Raw genomic sequence first — 19,809 nt, 5'->3', positions numbered from 1 at the left:
CCCGCGCCGGAGTTCTTCGGCCGGCCGTCTGACGCCCCGTAAGGCGCAGGGGGTCAGACCGACAGGACGGTCAGCAGCACCAGCTGCCGTGCGACCCGCTCGGGCTGGAACAGAAGCCGTAGAGCGAGTCGCTGGGGTCGGTGAGAGCGGCCTCGGCGGCGGAGCCGCCGACATAGAGCGGGCCGGCGGGGTTCAGCTGGCCGAACGCGTTCTCGGCGCCCGTCAGCCAGGCGTCGAGCACCGCGTGGGCCTGCACACTGCTCTGGGGCATGGACGACCTCCGAAGGTGACAAGGGATGGAATGTGCAGGCTTTGAGTATGTTGGGGGGCGGGCAGGTGTGAGACGGCCAATCCGGCCACAGTCGCCTGCGCAGTGTGAGGTGTTCGGGGCTCGCGGGACCGGTGGCTCGACATCACGGTTCAGCGTCGGCCGAGGTCAAGGGCGCCGTTCGACAGGCCGACCACATCGGGCGGCGCATGGGAGCGAGCGGAGGGGCCCGACCGCGCTGTGCCGTGCCGATGCCGCGCATGCCACAGGGCCCGGCCGGCCTCCGCGGCCACGCGATGTGAGGGTCGGCCGCAGTCGGATGCGGCTGGCGTCGCGTCGGCGGCCGGCCCTCCGTCCCCGGCGCCATGTGACCTGCCCTGTTTCCTCCTTGCGGTCGGTGCCGTCGGGAGAGGTGCCGGCAGGTCTACGGCGTCGGCCCCGCCGGCCGTGACCGATCGCAGCGCGACCGGCCGTCCCAGCTCATCCGCCGTTCGCATGCAGCCCGGTCGTCGGCAGGCATGGACGATGCAGCTGTCGAGGTCGGACGGTGACCGAGGACGGTGCGGACGACACGGCGGCCGCGGCGGACGGACTCGGACCGTGCTCTGTCGCAGCGTCAGGAACACGCCGTCGCTCACCTTGCGTGGAGGATGGGCGCACGCTTCGTAATATGAGCCGATGATCAGGTCCGGCAAACGGAGCGCCCGACGTCATGGGCCGAAGAAGGCGGTGCATCGTCACCGCCCGCTCGTCCTCGGTCTGGTCGGGATCGGCATGGTCGTTGCGGCGTTCGCCATCCGCGACGGCTCCACGGACCCGGCCCCCGCCGACTCCGCGTTGACTCCCCCACGGACAACCCGGTCCACGGCCTCCGGGACACCGGCCGCACCGCCGGCCGCAGCGCCGCCACGCCCCACCGGCGATGTACGGATCGCCGCCGTAGGAGACATCGTGATGGGCTCGCTGCCGGACGACCTGCCGCCGGACGACGGCGCCTCGTTCTTCGACCCGGTCGACGACCTGCTCGCCGGTGACGTGGTGCTCGGGAACCTGGAGGGCACGCTCACCTACGGCGGCCCCAGCAAGTGCGACGACAACGACAGCCCGCACTGCTTCGCGTTCCACGCCCCGCCGTCCTACAGCCACTGGCTCAAGAAGGCCGGCTTCACCGTCATGAACGTGGCGAACAATCACATCGACGACTTCGGGGCGGAGGGGCGGCGCGAGACGTTCGCCGCCCTGCGCTCCGCGCATCTGCCGTACACCGGCCGCCTGGGCCAGATCACCGTCCAGCGGGTGAACGGCCTCCGGGTCGCCGTGATCGGGTTCGCCCCCGACCGAGGCGCGAACGACCTCACGAACCTGCCGGCCGCCAAGCGACTCACGGCCCGCGCCGCGAAGATGGCGGACGTCGTGATCGTCACGATGCACGCCGGCGCGGAGGGCTCGGACCACACCCACGTGGAGCCCGGCACCGAGTACTTCCTCGGCGAGGACCGCGGCGACTGCTACCGCTTCAGCCGCGCGGTGATCGACGCCGGCGCGGATCTCGTCGTCGGCAGCGGTCCGCACGTGATGCGGGGGATGGAGTTCTACAAGGGCCGGCTGATCGCCTACAGCCTGGGCAACTTCTCCGGCTACAAGGTTCTCGGCCTCGGCGGCACCCTCTCCGTCAGCGGCGTTCTGCACGTCACCCTCCGCGCCGACGGCTCCTACGTGTCCGGGCGCCTGCACCCGACCGAGATCGTGGAGCCGGGGACGCCGGAGCCGGGCGGTGACGGGATCGATCTCGTCTCCGGCGTGTCGGAGGAGGACTTCGGTTCACACGCCGCCCGCATCTCGTCGGACGGGACGATCCGGCAGCCGTAGCGCTGCCTGTGTCAGCATTCCCTCAGCAGAGCGGGCAGCTTGCGCATGTCGTGGAAGACGACGGTGCCGGGACCTTCGAGGTGTTCGACCGGGGTGAGGCCGCCGGCATAGCCGAGGGCACGCATGCCGGCAGCCCGGGCGGCCCGGACCCCGGGACGGCTGTCCTCGACCACCACGCATGCGGCCGGAGCGACGCCCATCCGCTCGGCGGCGTAGAGGAAGAGGTCGGGAGCGGGCTTGCCGCGCGCCACCTCCGTCGAGCTGTGAATACGGCCCTCGAAACGCTCGTACAAACCGGTGCGGCCCAGGGTGTGACGCATCTTCTCGTGGGAGCCGCTGGAGGCCACGCAGGTCGGCAGCGTGATCTCTTCGAGCGCTTCGAGCAGCCCCTCGACCGGAGCGATCCCGGCGTCCACCGCCTCGCGGTGCAGTCGCTCGAATCGCTCCGCCCAGACCGCGGCTGTCTCGTGACCGAGCCGTTCGGCGACCTGCTCGCGGATGGCGGCGTGCGAACGCCCGATGAACCGGGCCACCACCTCGTCCTCGGTGAGCGGCCAGCCCAGTTGCGCACCGAGCGTCACTTGAACCCGGGCGGCGATGCGCTCGCTGTCGACGAGAACCCCGTCGCAGTCGAATATCACCAGTTCGATCGGCTTGATCATCGGAGCAGCATAGAGGGATCCACGGGCGGCCGGGCGAGGAGACCCGGAGGCATGCGCGCACGCCGGCCGGGACGCGCCCGGCCTGCGCGCACGGCTCGTCGGGGCCGCGGCCGGTCCCGTGCAGGCCGCCCGTTAGCATCTCGTGGCATGGCGACGCGGGGGTGGCGGCTGGGTGCCGCGGCAGGGGTCACGGTGCTGGCGGCGTTCTGTGCCTCAGGACCGGAACACGCAGGGATGATCCGGACAGCGCCGGACCTCGGCCCCCTCCCGGCCGACCGCTACGGCTACACCTCACAGGACTACCGACGATCCCAGCGGGCATCGGCGTTGCTGGTCCGGCAGTGCATGGCCGACCGCGGCCACCAGGACTTCCCGCTCGACCCCCGCTACCCCGCCGACCCCGTCGTCGCCACCGCGGTCGCCACCGACTACGGCGCCCTCGATCTCGACACCGCCCGCCGCTGGGGCTACGGCTGGGATCCGGCGAAGCCCCTGGTCCCGCAGCCGAAGGGCCGCCGGATGACTTCCGCCGAGTATGCGGATCTCCCCGCCTGCAACGCCGAGGCGAGCCGGCGGCTGATGCGTGGCGTCGACCTCGAGCGGGACTGGCTCTACGCGGCCACGCGGCAGGCCGAGGTCGACAAGGCGGTCAAGCGCGACCCGCGCCTGCGCGCGGCCTGGGACGCGTGGTCCCGCTGTGTCGCGGAACAGGGATTCGCCCGCTATCCCGACCCTGTCGCGGCGTACACGGACGACGCCTGGCACCGCGGCAGCGACGGCAACACCCGGCATACCGAGCGGGAACGGGCCACCGCCGTCGCGGACGTCACCTGCAAGCGCCGCCACCGTACGGCCGAGGTCTGGCACACCGTCCGGGCCCGGAAGCAGGCCGCCGACATCACACGCCACCGCGACCGCTACGCCGCCGCCCTCCAGGCGTTGCGGACGTACCGGGCCAACATCGCCCAAGTGCTGCGGAAGCTCGGCTGACCCGGCGCCAGGGCCGAAGCGGGGGGCTCGCGGGGGCTTGCCGCGCGCCCCCGAGTCTGGTTGGGTACCAGCGCCTCGGGCACGTCGGCGTGCCGAGCGGGTGGGAGTGGAGCGAGCAACGTGCACACGACGGTACGGCAGGACGGCTCATGGCCCTTGCCCGACGGGTTGGGACAGGCGATCCGGGGCACCGCCGAGGAGATCGCCACGCTGGTCCGGAGCGCGAGCGACACGGCGCTTGCCGTACCGGGATCGGAGTGGACCGTCGGCGAGGCCGCCGCCCATCTGGCCACGGCCAACGCATTGATGGCCGACCTGGCAGCCGGGCGTGAGCGCCCCTACGGTGACGGAACGCCCCAGAGCCTCGCCGCGGCCAACGCGGAGTCCCTCGCCCTCTTCGGGGAGCGCCGGGCGGAGCCTCTCGCAACGATGATCACGGAGCAGGCCGAGGCGTTCCTGGACACCGTGTCACATCCGGCGGCCGACGGCCCGGCACCAGCCACGCCCCTGGGCGTGATGAACCGGTCCGTTCTCGCGTCGTACCTCCTCACGCACATGCTCGGCCATGGATACGACCTGGCTCGCGCCCTGAGGCGTCCGCACATGATCGACCCGGTGCGGGTGGGCCTGTGCATGCCGTTCATGCTCTCGGTCATGCCACGTGTGGCGGACCCCGCGGCCACGGCCGGGCTCACGGCCCGTTACCGGATCCGGCTGCGCGGGGGCGAGGCGTTCGGCGTGTCTCTGGCCGACGGCGTCGTGCAGGTGACAGCGGATCCGCCGCCGCAGCGCGCGGACTGCACCATCCTGCTCGATCCCGTCGCCTTCCTGCTCATCGCACTGGGCCGGCTGAATCCCTGGCACGCCATCGGCCGGGGGCAGGTTCTCGCCTGGGGGCCTCGGCCGTGGCTGGCGCCTCGTTTTCCGACCCTGTTCACCGCTCCCTGAGCCACCTCGCATGCCTGCCCTCGAGGACATCGGCCCCCAAGCGGTCGGTCAGGGCGCGTCCGCCAGGGCCTGCGCGTCCGCCTCGGGCTCCGTCGACGGGGTGGACGCCGTCCGGTTCGAGCCGGCGCTCCGGCCGAGGTGCACACCGATCGCCGAGGTCGCCAGGCTCAGTAGGGCGGCTGCGCACCAGACGATCCGGAAGTCGTGCCGTGAGGCAGCACCGACGTGGGAGCCGACCACCGCGACCAGTACGGCGACGCCGACCGTGGCCGAGATCTGGCGGACGGAGTTGACCAGCGCCGAGCCGGTCGCCGCACGATGGCCCGGCAGGGCGTGCACACCGGCGGCCACCAGAGTGCCGAGGGCCAGTCCGACACCCGTACCGGTCATGATCTGACTGGGCAGCAGGTCACGCAGATAGTCCGGCGTGACGGACGCGAAGCACGCGCGCCAGACCATGCCATCGGTGAACAGCAATCCGCCCGCTGCGATCAGCGGACCGTGCCCGAAGCGCTGCGCGGCGCGGGCGGTCAGCAGGGTGACGACCGGCACGAGGGCGGGACCGGGGACCAGGGCCACACCCGTGCGCAGCGCGCTCCAGTGCCAGACCTCCTGGCACCACAGCACGTTCGACAGCAGCATGATCGCGAAGGCGACGCCGAACACGAGGGAGCCCGCGTTCGCCGCGCCGAAGCGGGGCAGTCGCAGCAGGTGCAGCTCGAACAAGGGGTGGGGGTGCCGCAGGGACCTGAGGACGAATGCGGCGCCGCCGATCACGGCAACGGCCAGCAGCAGTACGGTCCTGCCGCTCGTCCAGCCCCAATCGGGTGCCTGCACCAGTGCGCCGGACAGTGCCGCGACCGAGAAGCTGACCAGCAGGGCACCGAGGAGGTCGGGCAGCGGGCCGGCCTCTCGCGCGGCCGGCCTGGGCAGGACCGATCGGCCTGCGAGGAACGCCGCGATACCGATGGGCAGGTTGACGGCGAAGACCCACCTCCAGTCGACCTCGACCAGGAGGCCACCGGCGACGGGTCCGGCGGCCGCTGCGAGACCGCCGACGGCGGCCCAGCTCCGGGTGGCGCGGGTGCGGCGTTCGGCCGGCACCGTCGCCAGCAGCAGGGCGAGGGAGGTGGGGATCTGGGCGGACGCCCCGACGGCCTGCACCACCCGGGCCACAACGAGAGTCCCCAGGTTCGGGGCCAGGGCACAGCCCAGTGACGCGAGGGTGAAGACGGCGATCCCGGTGAGGAAGACCGGCCGCTGGCCCACGCGGTCACCGGCACGCCCGGCCACCACCAGCAGCGCGGCAAGGGTGATCGCGTACGCGTTGAGGACCCACGACAGCGCACCGAGGCTCGCGCCCCTGCCGCCTCCCGAGAAGGTCGCTCCCATGGCCGGGAGTGCCACGTTGACGATCCACAGATCCAGGTTGGTCATGAAGACGGCCACCAGGACGACCACGGTGGCCACTCCGGGTTGCTTTGAAAATCGAAGCATCAGGGGCATGACACAACCCAAGCACGGCATGGTTTGGAAATCAAACCCCAGTGGAGCGATACTGGGGCCGTGACCCACCGCATCGATCCCCAGGACATGGCCGGACGCCCCTGCTCGCTCGCCGCCGCCCTCCAGGTCGTCGGCGACCGCTGGGCCCTGCCGGCGATCCGCGAGGTCATGCTCGGCAACCACCGATTCCGGCAGATCGCCAGGAACACCGGCGCCCCCACGGACCGCCTGGCGGCGCGGCTGAAGGCACTGGTGGAGAGCGGTGTCCTCGAACGGCGCCCGCTGCCGGACGACGCACGCCACAGCGGCTACTACCTGACGGAGGCGGGGCGCGACCTGGCGGGCGTCACCCGTGAGCTCATCGGCTGGGGCGACCGCTGGGCCGTCACCTCGCCGCCCGTCCGATTCCGTCACCGGGACCACGAACTCGTCACCCGCCCGGCCTGTGAGACCTGCGGAGAGCGGGTCCACGCCGAGGACGTCCACCGGGAGGAGATGATCCCCGGCTGGGACCGGTCCGGCCCGGTGCAGGCTCCATAGACCGTGCGGTTTCCTGAGCGGCGGAGCCTCTCGGAGACGCAGGTCAGGCAGCTGGTGACGTCGGCCGTCCGTTCGAGGCCGTGAGTGGTGAGGGGACCTGGTGCAGGCAGCGGAGCAGCCGTTCCTGATGGGTGTCGAGGATGTCTTCCCCCGCGATCAGGGCCGGAGGGTCATGCTGACGGGGCGGATCGAGCGCGGGCGGGTGCGCAGGGGTGACGAGGTGGAGATCGTCGGCTTCGAGGGCGGCGTGACCGTCACCGTCGAAGACATCGAGGCGAGCCGCCGACGTGTCGACGAGGCGAGTGCCGACATGAACGTGGGCCTGTTGCTGCCCGGCGCGGCGGCGGGCGCCGCTGAGCGAGGACAGGTACTCGCTGCGCCCGGGTCCATCGGCGCACATGCCGGCTTCACGGCGGACCTCAGCCTTCTGGCCGAGGAACAAGGCGCTGCCGAAGTGCGCACCGGTGACCGCCTCCTGTTCCACCTGCGCGCCGCTGTGGTTCTGGGTACTGCGGCACTGGCCCCGGAAACGACCCGTCTGCCGCCACTCCACAAGGGCACGGTGACGGTCACGCTCGAACGGCCCGTCGCCCTGGAAGAGGGACAGCCCTTCGCCTTCCGGCACCACGGCCGGGCCGCCGGCTCGGGGACCGTGACCCGGCTCCCGGACTGAGTCCCGCCGGCGGCGGCCCTCCCTCATGACCCCCGGCCCAACGGGGGGCACCGACTTTTGGGACACGCTTTACACGACGGGTGCAACTGCGATCCGATCTACGCTGTCTGACAGAAAGTCGGGCCCGTCAGGGCCGAGGAGCGAGAGAGCGGGGCAGAGCGTGGGACGGCGCAAGGGCAGCATAGGGATCGCACTCGTCACGGGAGCGATGCTGGTGGGCGCGACTGCCTGCGGCGGAGGCGGCAGCGACAAGGCGAGCGGCGGCGACGCGAAGACGTCGGGCAAGCCGAGTGCGAGCGCCTCTCCCTCACCGACGAAGCCCGCGGGCCCGCCGATGCTGCTGGAGACGATCACCCCGCAGACCGGCAACACGGTCGGCGTGGCCATGCCGATCTCGGTGGTCTTCACGAACCCGGTGGCGGCGAAGGCCCGGGCCACGGTCGAGAAGCACATGAAGGTGAGCGCCTCTCAGCCGGTGGCCGGCGCCTGGCACTGGTTCGGCGACAAGCGTGCCGACTGGCGGCCGAAGACGTACTGGCCTTCCGGCACGACGGTGAAGATCGACGCCGACCTGACGGGCGTCGGCAACGGCAACGGACGCTACGGCGTGCACAACTACACGCACACCTTCAAGGTCGGCGACGACGTGCGCGCGGACGTCTCGGTGACCGGCCACACCATGAAGGTGACCCGGGGCGGCAAGCTGGTGCGCACCCTGTCGATCAATGCGGGCAGCCCGCAGTACCCGACGTGGAACGGCACGATGGCCGTCATCGACAAGCAGGAGAAGGTCCACATGACCTCCTGCAGCGTCGGTATCAGCTGCGACAAGGGCAGCCCCAACTACTACGACCTCACGCTGCCCTGGGACGTCCACCTCACCCAGTCCGGCACCTACGTGCACTACTCCACCGGCGACCCCAACCCGGGCAGCGGAAGCGCCCGCGGCTCGCACGGCTGCGTCCACCTGTCCATGTCGGACGCCAAGTGGTTCTACGGCCAGGTCAAGCAGGGCGACCCGGTCACCATCACCGGCTCGTCCCGTGCCAAGGCCTCGGCCGACAACGGGTACGCCGACTTCAACCTGGGATGGGACGAGTGGCTCGCGGGCAGCGCGTCCGGTGAGGGGACGACCGCGACGCTGTGACGCGCTGCGGTGGCGCCGCCGTTCAGCACGCGACGATGTCGGCCGCACGGCCACCGTCGCCCTCGCCTTCGGGCCGGTCGGAGACGGCCGGCCCTTCGGCATGTCCCGCTCGCCCCCGCTACTCGGCCCGTCCCCGATCGGCGTCGTCCCGTCGACAGCCCAGGTAGGCGTCGAGTGCGGCGGCACCGGTGAGCATGGCGCGGCCCCGGGCCGAGAGGCGGGCATGCCAGTCGCGCAGCATCGACTCCAGAGGGGCGACGCCGCCGGCCGAGCGGACTTGGACGATCAGCGGAGCGATCTGCTCCAGCAGGTAGCCGCCTCGTCTGAGCTGGCGGACGAGCAGCGCGTCGCGCACGTCGGCCGCGCTGTAGACCCGGTAGCCCGTCTGCGGGTCGCGGCGCGGGTGGACCAAACCGGCGCGTTCCCATGTGCGCAGGGTGGCCGGGCGGATGCCGAGCCTGCTCGCCAGCGGCCCGACGAACGTGTCGCCGCGTTCCTGCGGTACAGGACCGAGATCGCGCAGCGCGCCTTCGACGGCCTGGAGGGTGCGGCGGTCCTCCAGGAGCTGGGCGTGGCTTTCGTCGATCAGCCGAAGAGCGTCCTGCGTCGTGCCCCGGTTGATCGACTGCATGATCGACGTGGCCGTCTGGTGGCCGTGTCCGGGCACGAGGGCGAGGAAGGCGCGCAGCGCCTGTGCGTGCAGCGGCGTATAGGTGCGGTAGCCGTGCGGAGTGCGTTCGGCGCCCGGCAGGATCCCGGCCGCCTCGTAGTTCCTGACCGCCTGCGTGGACAGGCCGTGCGCACGCGCCAGGTCAACCGGCCTGAGCCGAGCACCGTATTGAGGGTTTTGCCTCACTGTCCTGCCGATATCGCGGATAAGTTTCAACCGAAGCTTCAACGATAGCGTTGAGGGCATGACCGCTGCCATCGAAAACACCGCCCAACTCGTCGAAGCCGGTGCCGTCATGGGGTTGCTCCCGGCCCGGCCGCGACTGCTTGCCCTGGGCGAGCCCACCCATGGCGAGGACGTTCTGCTCGAGGTGCGAAACGATCTCTTCCGGCAACTCGTCGAGCAGGAGGGCTACCGGACGATCACGATCGAGAGCGACTGCCTGCGGGGCCTCGTCGTGGACGACTACGTCACCTCGGGAACCGGCACCCTCGACGAGGTCATGGAGCGCGGCTTCAGCCATCCGGAGATCGGGCTCGGGGCGTCTGCGGCCAACCGCGAGCTCGTGCGCTGGATGCGGGCCTACAACGACGGCCGGCCCGAGTCGGAGCGGGTGCGCTTCGCCGGTTTCGACGGCCCGCTGGAGATGACCGGAGCCGAGAGCCCCCGCCAGGCCCTCACCGCGCTCCACGCCTACCTCACCACCCGGGTGGACGCCGGCCTGCTCCCCTGCACCGCGGAAACGCTCGACCGCCTGCTCGGCGCCGACGACCGGTGGACCGACTCCACCGCCATGACGGACCCGACCCGGTCCGTGGGGCAGACACCCGAAGCCGCACGACTGCGGCTGCTCGCCGACGCCCTCGTAGCCCTGCTCGACACGCAGGTGCCACACCTGATCGCGACGTCCTCGTCGGACGACTGGGACCGGGCACGCATGTACGGTCGTACCGCCACCGGACTGCTGCGGTACCACTTCTGGATGGCCGACACGTCACCGAGCCGCCTGGCACAGCTGCTGGGCGTGCGGGCGTCGATGATGGCCGCCAACCTGCTCGCCGCCGCCGAACGCGGCCCGGCGCTGGCGTACGCCCACAACGGCCATCTCCAACGGCACAGGAGCAGGATGGAGATGAGCGGCCTGCCGCTGGAATGGTGGAGCGCCGGGGCGATCGTGAACGCCCGACTGGGCGAGGGGTACGCCTTCATGGCCACGGCTCTCGGCACGATCCGGCATCACGGGGTGGACACCCCGCCCCCGGACACCGTCGAAGGGCTTCTGTACGCGCTCCCGGAGGACCGGTACGTCGTCGACACCCGCCGGCTGGCCGCGGCCCTCGGCGACGCGACGCCCGCGCCCCGCGTGTCCCCCTGGTTCGGCTACTCCCCGCTGGACCCTGCGCACATGACGGAACATGACGGGATCGTGTTCGTCAAGGACGTCCTGCCGCGGTAGCCGGTGAAGCCCGGCGCCCTCGCGGCAGGCACACGTGTGTGCCGAGCGTGGTCAGCCGATCGTCAGCTGCCATCTGATCTCGCCGTCGTGCCGCTGGTCGGTGGGGGTGAGTCCCGCCGCGGCGGCGACCGCGGCGGATGCCTTGTGGTCCGGGTGGATGTGGGCGACGACCGTGTGGACCGGATGTTGCCGTAGCCGGGCGACCAGGCCCTGGGCCGCCTCGGTGGCTATGCCGCGCCGCTGCCAGGGAGTTCCCACCACCCACGCGATCTCCGCGGCGGCTCCGCGGTCGTCGGTGGTGATCGTCGCCTGGAGCGTGCCGGTCATACAGGCCTCGTCGCGGAGCCGGATCACCCAGTTGCACCAGGCTACGGCAGGATCGGGCGAGCCGGTCACCCAGCGTTCGTAGCGGGCGCGCAGGTCCTCGGCGCTTGCCGGAGTGCCTCCGGTGAAGGTGTGCAGGGCAGGGTCGGACAGCACCACGGCCATCTCGTCGGCGTACTCGGCCCGCAGGGGGAGCAAGGTCAGCCGGCTGGTGCGGATGGGGTCCGGGCTGAACGTGGTCACGGTGCCTCCTGGTGGGGACGTTCGACGAGTATGCCGCGTGGCGCGGGGCAGGCCCGGTGAACGGGCCCTGCCGAGGCGGGCTTCTCACCCGGCTACCCGGCCGCCGGCCAGACGGCGGCGCCACCACAGGTCGGAGCGCCACTGCCGATGCGCGGCGAACGGATCCGGCAGCGTGCGGCTGACGTACCTGCTGTCCAGAGCACGCAGTTGGCGTTTCAGCTCTGAGCGCGGCCGGGGAGGCAGCTGTCCCAGGACCTCCTCCAGGACGTCGCGGGCATGCCGCACGGCGTCGAAGGAACAGCCGCGGCACGAACACTCCGCGTCCTGCGGATGGAGGGGCCGTCGCCCCGGTGTTCGCAGAAACGCCCGGTACCGCCACAGAGCGCGGTCGGTGGCACCGGGGTAGATGTAGTAGGTGCCCGGGAGCCGCTCCACTCGATCTGGTCGCGGCGCTGGTGCGGGCGGAGAGCCCGTGGATACGGTCCGGAGGCAGGCTCCGTGCGACACGAGGAGACTGTGTCCCGTGTCCGGGCCCATGTCGTGGACCGGTGCCCCGGCCATGGCCGCGAGCGACGTACCGATGGCACGACCGGGAGTGAGCGATCCGACGAACTGGTCGGCTGGGGACGGGACATCGGACGCGGTGCCGCACCTGATGTACGGAATGGTGACCTGAGGGGTCACGACGGCGTTCGAGCCTGAGCCGTGAGGCGTGTGAGGCGTTGACGTCCCGACCGATCCGTCAGGGGCATGCCATAATCTGCCCTGATGAGCGGCGTGATCGACTACGGCAGGTTCGGGGAACGCCTCAGGAGCGTGATGCCACGCTGGGGCGAGCGTGAGCGGATACCTCCGGCCGAGTTCACCGCGCACCTCGCCGACACGGCACCACGGTGGGAACTCCTGCGGAGCTTCCAGGAGGAGTGGGGCTACGAGGTGCCCGCGGACGCCGTTCCCTGGCAACGCTGGTCCGAGAGCGAGCACAAGCTGTACCTGCGCCGTCTTCGCGGCGAGGAGGCGGGCGAGGGGGACGACGACCCGTTCGAGAGCGTGGACCTGAGCCTGCCGGTCCCGGCCGCGCTGGACGAATGGTGGGAGCTGCCGTTCAACTCCTTCACGCACAGCCCGCGCCTGTACTGGACGAACCCCGAGTACCCGCCGACACTGCGGCCCGACCCGGGCGGATACGGCGTCGCGGGTGGGCTGCCCGACGACTCGCCTCTGGTGCCCGCCGGTGCCGACCGGCGGGTGTGCGTGTTCAAGGCCGAGTACGAGTACTGCAACGAATGGGGGTATCCGGCGGCCGAGGCAGGTCTGCCGGACCCACGGGTGCTGGTCAGCGTCTCCGAGAAGGAGTGGGTGCTCCAGGCGGGGTCCCTCTCGGAGTTCTTCCTGCAGCTCGCGGTGCAGCGGCTGCCCTCCCACTACGGCTGGACGGTGTACGGCGACGACGACACCGAACGGATCGTGAGCTGGGTCGAGGAGGAACTGCCCGCGCTGGGCTTCCGGCCGTGGCGGGAACTCGGCCGGCACATCACCGTGTACGGCGCGCCCGACGCACTCGTGTTCCACGACACGGGGCACGGTGACTTCGAGTTGACCGTGCACGGCCGCACCGCGGAGGCGCTGGAGAGCCTGGGCGCCCGCATGGGCCTCGACTGGTCCGACCGCATCAGGACGCCCAGTGCGGTGCGGGAGGCCCCGAAGCCGATCGCGCTGCTTGCCGGTGACACGGACGAGAACGGCCGCTGGACGGTACTCTCGAGATCCCCGGAGACCGTGGAACCTGGCACCGGGACATCTCCGGCGAGCGACGGCGACGGCTCCTGGACCGTGTCCGGGACCCTGGCCGTCACCAGTGACGAGAACGGCACGCTCCGAGCGCGCCGGCTCGACGGTGACGCCGTTCCCCTTCTCGCCGACCCGCAGGCCGGACCCGCAACGGCCCTGGCCTGTATCGAACTTCCGGACGAGGGACCGCTGATCGCGAGCGGGCACCGTGACGGGACGCTGTACCTCTGGATGCCTGACTCCGACGAGGGGCCACTGCAGGTGGCGCGACAGCGACCGGCGCTCACCGGGCTCGCGCTGACCGCCGTGGCCACCGGGACGGTCCTCGCCGCGTGCTGGCGCGATGACGTGGTGGCCCTGTGGGACATCGCGTCGGGCGAACGCGCCGACCTCGACCTCGGCCCCGGCATCACCGGGCTGCGCCTCGACACGGAGCTGCGTCTGACGGTCGGCGGCCCGAGCGGACACGCCGTCGTCCAGCTCGACGCCGACGCGCTCTGGCCGGCTCGTGAACTCATGCTGCGGGTGGTCTCCTTCGAGGACGCGGCCTGTGCGAGGGACGGCGACCCGGAGGCCGTGCCGCGGCATCTCGCGAAGCTGCTGTCGTGCGACGCCGATGACGCGCGACGCGCCATCACCGAGCTGGACCTGCTCCTGGACCCGCGAAGAGGGCTGTGCTCGGCCGCGGTACTGGCCTTCGTCTATCTGACGCAGATCGGCTCGGCAGTCGGAGTCGGTGCACACCCCTGCCACGTCCGGCGCCAGGTGCTCGGCCTGGCACTGCGCGTCGTCCGGGCCATGCACGAGGGCGAGGGACACTGGCACGGGGTCGGCCGCCAGATGCTCGGGGAACTCCCGTCCGTGCTCCCCGACATGATGGAGGAGGAAGATCCCGCCACGCGCACGGCAGGCGCCCTGCTCGTTGCGGCGCTGCCGGAACGGGCCGCGAGGGCCGACGTGCTGTTGCGGGCGCTCTCCGCCGGTGATCCCCATCCCGAAGTCTCTGCCGCCGCCGCGCTGGCGCTGGGCGATGCCACCGCCGTGGATGCGCTCGTACCGGTCGGCTGGGAGCGGGCGGATGTGGAGTGGTTGCCGCGAGGACGGTGACGCGGTCCCGCGTCCGGAAGCGAGCGATCATGGCGAACGGCAAGCAGCACCCTCTACATCGCCAACAAGCCGCACAAGAAGCAGAACCGCTGATCATAAGAGGAAGAGGGAGACAGAAGGATGGATGTCGAGCTTTTGCCGCACGTCGGTATCGCTTCGTTCCCGCTCGGAATGCCGTTCGACGACGTCATGACCGAAGCCCGGGCCTGGGGACGCGTCGAGCACTCCCCCGCGGGGGGACGCCCGCCGGGCAAGTACGTCGTCGTCAACGAGCCGTTCGACTTCGAGTTCGTGCTCCTCTTCGAGTCGGCACAGAAGGAGGTCCTGACGGGTATCGAAGTGTGGCGCTTCCGCGACGAGTCCGCGGACATCCGCTTCCTCCTGGACGGCATCGACGTCTTCCGTACGCCGTCGGACGACCTGCCGGAGGTCCTTCAGGAGCGAGGGCACGAGGTCGGCGAGAGCGATTACGGATTCGACGAGGTCACCGACCTCGCCGTGCGCTTCGCCAACGGCAGCAGCTTCGAATACCCGGTGGACGAGGAAGGCGACCCGCTCTACTACGACCACGTTCTGGTCTTCGACCAGGACTTCGTTTCCGCCTGACCGCCGTCGTGCTGCCTGAAGCCGTCTTCACCACCCAAGCGCTGCCCGCGAGCGACCGTTTCGAGGCGTGGACGGAGCAACTGGGGCGTACTCACGCGCCGATGTACCTGAGCAGTGACCGCACCGCCGACTACCGGGGGCACCAGCGCGTGATCGGGCTGGGCGACGTGACGGTGTGGCCCGCGACCTTCGACCATCTGGTCTTCCGCCGGACACCGAGGCTCGTGCGCCAGTCCGACCCGGAGGTCTTCCACCTGTCCCTGTTGCGGCGTGGTGACGGCGCGGCGAGCTGGGGCAGGGAGCAGGTGGGGTACCGGATCGACGACTTCCACGTCAACTACTCGTCCCGGTCCTACGAGATATCCACCGGTCCCGACCCGGTCACCATCATCGGGGTGGAGATCCCGCGCGCCGCGGTGGATCTCCCTGCCGGCCGGGCGTGCGGGGTGGTCGGACAGCGGATCTCCGGTCGCGAGGGCATGGGCGCGCTGCTCGCGGGGATGCTCGTGCAGCTGACCTCGGACACCTCCTCCTACCAGGCGGCCGACGCCGAGCGGCTGGGCCGGGTCGTCACCGACCTCGTCACCGCCGTCTTCGCCCACGTCCTGGACGCGGAGCCGCAGCTGTCGCCCGAGACGCACGCCCGCGCCCTGATCCTGCGCGTCAAGTCGTTCGTCCGGCGGCATCTGGGCGATCCGGACCTGACCCCCGCGAAGATCGCCGCGGCCCACCACATCTCACGCAGCTACCTCTACCGCCTCTTCCAGGGCGAGGGGCTGACCGTGGCCTCGTACATTCGCGACCAGCGGCTGACCAGCGCCCGCCAGGACCTCACCGACCCCGGTCTGCGTCAACTCCCCATCCATGCCGTAGCCGCCCGCTGGGGTTATCCCCGCCCCGGCGACTTCACCCGGGCCTTCCGCACCGCGTACGGCATCACACCGAGCGAGCTGCGGGAGCAGGTGCTGAACCGGACCGCCGTGGACGCTCGGCACATCGGCGTGGACGCTGCGCGAATGACAACCCCCGACGCACACCAACATCATTGACCCCGGTCGCTCACCAGGCCCCGTGCCCGAAGCGTGCCAGGGCCACGGGGGTGCCCTGACTCGCCCACGGCACGGCGGCACCCCGGTGCCGGCGGCGTCGATCCCGTCGACGGAGGGACGCCGTCGGCGCGGCGACGCGGTGTCAGGCCGCCTCGGCACCGCGGAGGGGCGCGGCGTCGTCGGCCCGTGGACCGGTGCCCTGAACGTTTTCGAAGCCTTCGGCGTCACAGAGGCAGTCGACCGAAGGGGCTCACCATGACCACCGGACATTCCCTTGCCCGTTCCCTCTCCGCCGTCGCGGTCACAGGGGCCTTGATGTGCCTCGTCACCGCGTGCGGAGCCGAGACTTCGACCGGCGCCGGGGCGCAGCGCCCAGTCGTGTGGGAGGAGCCCGTCTCGTACGCCTACACGCTGACGTCGACCTCGGACGTCCTGGCGGGGAGCTTCCGGGTGGAGGTCCACCACGGCAAGGTGACGAAGGTGGTCGGGCTGGACGAGGACAGCCGGCGGCAGGTACGTGAACCGCGCGTCCGGGTGCCCACGATCGGTGAGCTGCTGAAGAGACTGGACGAGGCCCGCAGCGGCGGCGCGGACACAGCCGAGGCGGAGGTGGCGGCCGACGGGCACCCCGTGCGGATCTCGCTCGACCGGGACACGAACGCCGTCGACGACGAGGCCCTCTACCTGATCAGCGCGTACGGGCCGGTCCCCGCGTCCGGTCAAGGGGATGATCGGCACCCCTCTGCGGGCTGACGACGGCGCACATGGAAACCTGTCCGCATGGATGCGTTCACGGCCCGGCTGGAGGGTGCGTGGGAGTGGTGGTCCGCCGCCGTCGAGGAGGCCCAGGAGGGGCGCTGGGCCCGAGACGCCGTGGAACGGCAGGTGATGGCGGACATCAGGGCTGCCACCAACGCCCTGCACGGCGGCCGGACGGCGCCGTTCACCGAGGACTCGTGGCACGTACGGATCGGGCGGATCGCCAACTGGGCGGGCGTGCTCCGGCTGGCCGCTCGTGCAGGTCGGTGGGAACTCCGGCCCGTCGTCGGGCACAGTCCGACGTCCCCTGCGGGCATGTCCGAGCTGCTGTCCGGGATCTATGCGATCGGTGAGCAGGGCGAGACGTGGATGAAGCAGCTCCGAGACGGCAGGTTGCCACCGGAGCGCGAGATCGCCCAGGCAGAGGGTTTCCTGACCGGACCAGGGTCCGTCGAGGATCTCGAGCTGTTCTTCTACGACTGACGGCCGGCTCCGTCCTTGCGGAGTCCGCCGTCAGCGGGCGGTCCCCCTGCCGAGCAGCGGTGGGCAGAGCGGGCGGCCACCCGTGTCTTGCCTATGGATGAGGCGTAGGGAATGCTTTGTCGGCCGCGACCGACCGGTCCGGTGTGATTGGCATGTACCTGACAATCCTTGGGAGATTCCCGGACATGCTCTTCCTGCCACGGCGCAGCCGACCCACCCCCCACGTCCTCCGGCGCTCGGCGGGCACGATCTCTGTGCTCAGTGCACTCGTCCTGACGCTGGGCCTGTTCACCGCCTCCCCGCCGGCGTCGGCCTTCGACCTGCCCTGGTGGCCCGGGCCGTCGACGCCGGCTTTCCACAGTCTCACCAGCGCGAGCAACCCGGACTGGATGAGCCGGCTCCCCGACTCGACAGGCCTGGGACGGATGTCGATCCCCGGGACCCACGACACAATGGCCGTCCACGGCGGGCTCGCCCCCTGGTACTACCAGACCCAGGAAAACCACGGCGACAGCGCGGACACCCTCACCGCGCAGCTGAACGCGGGAATCCGCTCCCTCGACATCCGCGTCCGCATCGTCAACGGCAACACCGCGTTCGCCATCCACCACACGAACGTCTACCAGAACGCCAACCTCGACGACGTCCTCACCAAGACCCGGGCCTTCCTCACCGCCCATCCGGGCGAGACCGTGCTCATGAGCCTGCACGGCGAGTGCGACGGCGACACCACCGAGGGGGGCACCGGCGGCCCGCAGATCGGCAAGTGCGTCGACGACCCGGCCGACGCCACGGGGGCCGACCGCATCCGTATCTTCAGCAGCTACCTGGCCCGCTACCCGGGCCTGTTCTACGCACCCACGGTGACCGGCACCAGCACGGCCGGAACGCCCACCCTGGGCCAGGCACGCGGCCACATCGTGCTCACCGGCTTCAGCGGCCCGAGAGGGCAGGTGTACGACGGATTCGGGCTCTCCCGGTGGCTATCCACACCCTTCATCCCATGGACCGAGTGCAACCTGGACACCAGGTGGTCGCTGGTCACGGCCAGCCTCCAGCAGGTCGCCGCCGACACGACCAACACCATCGGAGGCACCGGGCTCTCGGCCAGCTGTCCGCCCTTCGGCGCCACATACACGCAGGTGGCCAACGGGTACGGCGGCAAGCCGGGCATGAACCAGCGACTGCTCGACTACCTGCGCACGACCGCGGGTCACACCGGCGTCATCGGCATGGACTGGCCGGGCGGCCCGCTGATCGACGCCGTCATCGCCCACAACACCGACGGCGCCGCCGCAGGCTCGTGACGCCTTCGAGCAACCACGCACGGTGCGGTCTGCGCTGCGTCGTGCGGGTGGCCTCGGCTCCTACGGACGTCGAACTGACAGAAGGTCAGCCCGAGCTCGAGCGGTTGATCGCCGAGGTCGAGGGGACCGGCGAGCGCGTCCGGCTCACCCGGGACGGCGAGCCGGCGCGAGTCCTGCTGCCGCGGCCGAGCCGGCAGTACTGGAGTACTGGGCCGCATTTTCACCACGAGGGCGCGCGGCCGGAGGACGAGCCGGCGCAGGAGTACCCGCCGGGGCCGACGGCGTACGGGCCCTGCACCGGCTACAACCACCCGCACGTCGCCGAGTTCCTCGCCCGTCAGGCACCGGTCGGCGGCGAACACGACCGGTGACCGGAATCGATCTTCACTCGGAAGGTTGAAGCCGATCGATCGGTCGCTGCCTTCGGAGGACCGGCGCCGGGCCGCCCTCGAAGTCGCCGGTCCTGCGCGACCTGCGCTCACTCCTGTGGCCTACGCGGCTTCGGAGGAACGGTGTCTGGGCGGGCGGCCACGCCTTCGCTGGGTGAAGCTGAAGGCGTGAGCACCAGTAGCAAGCGCCCGGTAACTGCTGAGCAGATCCACGCAGCGCTGGCCGCCCTGGCCGCTGAGCCGGTGGCAGATCCGCAGAAGCGACCCGCGGGGCCGCAGGAGGAAGACCGCCTGCACCTGCTGGGCAGTCTGCTGGCCAAAACGGAGCTCGAGATCACCGCCGCGACCCGCCTGACCGAGGAAGGGGAGGTCGAGGACGTCCTCGAGACGCTGCAAGGCTGGGGGGAACAGCTGGGAGCGGATCCCGGCGTCGCGGTCAACGTCCTGACGAACAGGCTGCAACGCACCGCACTGCAGGTCTCCGAGCCCGAGGCGGAAGAACTTCCACCCGGCCGGGAGGCCGCGTTCGCCGCCGTCATGACGGCGGTGTACGCGCTCGGCGCCCAGCTGCACGCGGACCGCGGCGATGCGGAGGGAACACGTCACGCTCTGAGCGGGGCGGAAGAAGCCCTCATCGACATCCTGCAAGGCATGCATGACCTGCGCGTCGCCATCGGCGACACCGCCGGACCGGAGGAACAGGCCGACGAATGACGGCTGGGCCGTGGAACACGCTTCCGGACAGGGCACGCTCTCGCTGGACAACCTGGACCGCACGAGGACCGACGCCCCGCGAACCCCTCACATACCGGACCACGACGCCTCATGGCCGAAGCGGGGACTCGACGATGACCGCTGTCCGCAGGCGGGCCGAGCGGTCCACGGTGAGACTGGAAGGGTGGGAAGGAGACAGGGGCGAGTCACGTGGCGCTTTGTGTCCGCTTCACGTTGCGCGAAGGGCCCGTGTACGGCCGAAGGCGGTCGATCTCGGTTCGGTTCCCTGCCGGCTCCGCCTAGCGGCT

At 71.0% G+C, this 19,809-nt stretch carries 21 protein-coding genes; 15 read left to right on the top strand and 6 right to left on the bottom strand.

What is annotated here, in order from left to right:
* Positions 1 to 70: 70 nt before the first annotated feature.
* Positions 71 to 271: a DUF6229 family protein gene (locus ACIHEJ_RS33120; protein ID WP_400141073.1), complete on the bottom strand. Its 201-nt coding sequence runs from the start codon at positions 269 to 271 to the stop codon at positions 71 to 73.
* Between the two features lie 726 nt (positions 272 to 997).
* On the opposite strand from ACIHEJ_RS33120, the gene ACIHEJ_RS33115 reads away from it, so the two are divergent.
* Positions 998 to 2,137: a CapA family protein gene (locus ACIHEJ_RS33115; RefSeq protein ID WP_400141071.1), complete on the top strand. Its 1,140-nt coding sequence runs from the start codon at positions 998 to 1,000 to the stop codon at positions 2,135 to 2,137.
* Positions 2,138 to 2,148: 11 nt separating this feature from the next.
* Here ACIHEJ_RS33115 and ACIHEJ_RS33110 read toward each other — a convergent pair whose 3' ends face one another.
* The gene (locus ACIHEJ_RS33110; RefSeq protein WP_400141069.1) at positions 2,149 to 2,799 is read right to left on the bottom strand and encodes an HAD family hydrolase; all 651 of its coding nucleotides are present in this window, start codon (positions 2,797 to 2,799) and stop codon (positions 2,149 to 2,151) included.
* A gap of 234 nt (positions 2,800 to 3,033) precedes the next feature.
* Here ACIHEJ_RS33110 and ACIHEJ_RS33105 point away from each other — a divergent pair, with 234 nt between their 5' ends.
* Positions 3,034 to 3,789, top strand: coding sequence for a hypothetical protein (locus ACIHEJ_RS33105; protein ID WP_400141068.1), 756 nt, complete (start codon positions 3,034 to 3,036; stop codon positions 3,787 to 3,789).
* A gap of 120 nt (positions 3,790 to 3,909) precedes the next feature.
* A complete protein-coding gene (locus tag ACIHEJ_RS33100; protein WP_400141066.1) occupies positions 3,910 to 4,737 on the top strand; it encodes a maleylpyruvate isomerase family mycothiol-dependent enzyme in 828 nt (275 codons plus the stop codon).
* 48 nt (positions 4,738 to 4,785) lie between these two features.
* Here the strand turns inward: ACIHEJ_RS33100 and ACIHEJ_RS33095 are convergent, their stop codons facing one another.
* The gene (locus ACIHEJ_RS33095) at positions 4,786 to 6,207 is read right to left on the bottom strand and encodes an MFS transporter (protein WP_400141064.1); all 1,422 of its coding nucleotides are present in this window, start codon (positions 6,205 to 6,207) and stop codon (positions 4,786 to 4,788) included.
* Between the two features lie 96 nt (positions 6,208 to 6,303).
* Here ACIHEJ_RS33095 and ACIHEJ_RS33090 point away from each other — a divergent pair, with 96 nt between their 5' ends.
* From ACIHEJ_RS33090 to ACIHEJ_RS33080, 3 genes are all read left to right on the top strand, one after another.
* Positions 6,304 to 6,783: a winged helix-turn-helix transcriptional regulator gene (locus ACIHEJ_RS33090; RefSeq protein ID WP_400141062.1), complete on the top strand. Its 480-nt coding sequence runs from the start codon at positions 6,304 to 6,306 to the stop codon at positions 6,781 to 6,783.
* 127 nt (positions 6,784 to 6,910) lie between these two features.
* A complete protein-coding gene (locus ACIHEJ_RS33085) occupies positions 6,911 to 7,456 on the top strand; it encodes an EF-Tu/IF-2/RF-3 family GTPase (protein ID WP_400141245.1) in 546 nt (181 codons plus the stop codon).
* A gap of 208 nt (positions 7,457 to 7,664) precedes the next feature.
* Positions 7,665 to 8,603: an Ig-like domain-containing protein gene (locus tag ACIHEJ_RS33080; protein ID WP_400141243.1), complete on the top strand. Its 939-nt coding sequence runs from the start codon at positions 7,665 to 7,667 to the stop codon at positions 8,601 to 8,603.
* A 118-nt stretch (positions 8,604 to 8,721) separates the two neighbouring features.
* Here the strand turns inward: ACIHEJ_RS33080 and ACIHEJ_RS33075 are convergent, their stop codons facing one another.
* Positions 8,722 to 9,459: a TioE family transcriptional regulator gene (locus tag ACIHEJ_RS33075; RefSeq protein ID WP_400141060.1), complete on the bottom strand. Its 738-nt coding sequence runs from the start codon at positions 9,457 to 9,459 to the stop codon at positions 8,722 to 8,724.
* 58 nt (positions 9,460 to 9,517) lie between these two features.
* On the opposite strand from ACIHEJ_RS33075, the gene ACIHEJ_RS33070 reads away from it, so the two are divergent.
* The gene (locus ACIHEJ_RS33070) at positions 9,518 to 10,729 is read left to right on the top strand and encodes an erythromycin esterase family protein (protein WP_400141058.1); all 1,212 of its coding nucleotides are present in this window, start codon (positions 9,518 to 9,520) and stop codon (positions 10,727 to 10,729) included.
* A gap of 51 nt (positions 10,730 to 10,780) precedes the next feature.
* On the opposite strand, the gene ACIHEJ_RS33065 is transcribed toward ACIHEJ_RS33070, so the two are convergent.
* Entirely contained in the window at positions 10,781 to 11,296 is a 516-nt protein-coding gene (locus ACIHEJ_RS33065; protein ID WP_400141056.1) for a GNAT family N-acetyltransferase, read from the bottom strand.
* 84 nt (positions 11,297 to 11,380) lie between these two features.
* On the bottom strand, positions 11,381 to 11,581 hold the full coding sequence (locus ACIHEJ_RS33060) for a hypothetical protein (RefSeq protein WP_400141054.1): 201 nt from the start codon (positions 11,579 to 11,581) through the stop codon (positions 11,381 to 11,383).
* 483 nt (positions 11,582 to 12,064) lie between these two features.
* Here ACIHEJ_RS33060 and ACIHEJ_RS33055 point away from each other — a divergent pair, with 483 nt between their 5' ends.
* The 8 genes from ACIHEJ_RS33055 (at position 12,065) to ACIHEJ_RS33020 (ending at position 19,501) form a co-directional block, all read left to right on the top strand.
* Positions 12,065 to 14,194, top strand: a complete 2,130-nt coding sequence (locus tag ACIHEJ_RS33055; protein ID WP_400141052.1) for a WD40 repeat domain-containing protein — start codon at positions 12,065 to 12,067, stop codon at positions 14,192 to 14,194.
* A 120-nt stretch (positions 14,195 to 14,314) separates the two neighbouring features.
* A complete protein-coding gene (locus tag ACIHEJ_RS33050) occupies positions 14,315 to 14,800 on the top strand; it encodes a hypothetical protein (protein WP_400141050.1) in 486 nt (161 codons plus the stop codon).
* 8 nt (positions 14,801 to 14,808) lie between these two features.
* Positions 14,809 to 15,849 (top strand): helix-turn-helix domain-containing protein, encoded by a 1,041-nt coding sequence (locus ACIHEJ_RS33045; RefSeq protein WP_400141049.1) that lies wholly within the window; start codon positions 14,809 to 14,811, stop codon positions 15,847 to 15,849.
* A gap of 255 nt (positions 15,850 to 16,104) precedes the next feature.
* Positions 16,105 to 16,602 carry a DUF6174 domain-containing protein gene (locus ACIHEJ_RS33040; protein ID WP_400141047.1) on the top strand — a complete coding sequence of 166 codons (498 nt, stop codon included), beginning with the start codon at positions 16,105 to 16,107 and terminating at the stop codon, positions 16,600 to 16,602.
* 27 nt (positions 16,603 to 16,629) lie between these two features.
* On the top strand, positions 16,630 to 17,091 hold the full coding sequence (locus ACIHEJ_RS33035; RefSeq protein WP_400141045.1) for a hypothetical protein: 462 nt from the start codon (positions 16,630 to 16,632) through the stop codon (positions 17,089 to 17,091).
* A 254-nt stretch (positions 17,092 to 17,345) separates the two neighbouring features.
* Positions 17,346 to 18,398 (top strand): phosphatidylinositol-specific phospholipase C domain-containing protein, encoded by a 1,053-nt coding sequence (locus ACIHEJ_RS33030; protein ID WP_400141043.1) that lies wholly within the window; start codon positions 17,346 to 17,348, stop codon positions 18,396 to 18,398.
* A gap of 47 nt (positions 18,399 to 18,445) precedes the next feature.
* On the top strand, positions 18,446 to 18,769 hold the full coding sequence (locus ACIHEJ_RS33025; RefSeq protein ID WP_400141041.1) for a hypothetical protein: 324 nt from the start codon (positions 18,446 to 18,448) through the stop codon (positions 18,767 to 18,769).
* Positions 18,770 to 18,955: 186 nt separating this feature from the next.
* Positions 18,956 to 19,501 (top strand): hypothetical protein, encoded by a 546-nt coding sequence (locus ACIHEJ_RS33020; RefSeq protein WP_400141040.1) that lies wholly within the window; start codon positions 18,956 to 18,958, stop codon positions 19,499 to 19,501.
* Positions 19,502 to 19,809: the final 308 nt, after the last annotated feature.

This window comes from Streptomyces sp. NPDC052301, assembly GCF_044593395.1.
Classification (GTDB): domain Bacteria; phylum Actinomycetota; class Actinomycetes; order Streptomycetales; family Streptomycetaceae; genus Streptomyces.
Note: the sequence above shows the minus strand (reverse complement) of the source record. Positions and strands in the feature narration are given on the sequence as shown.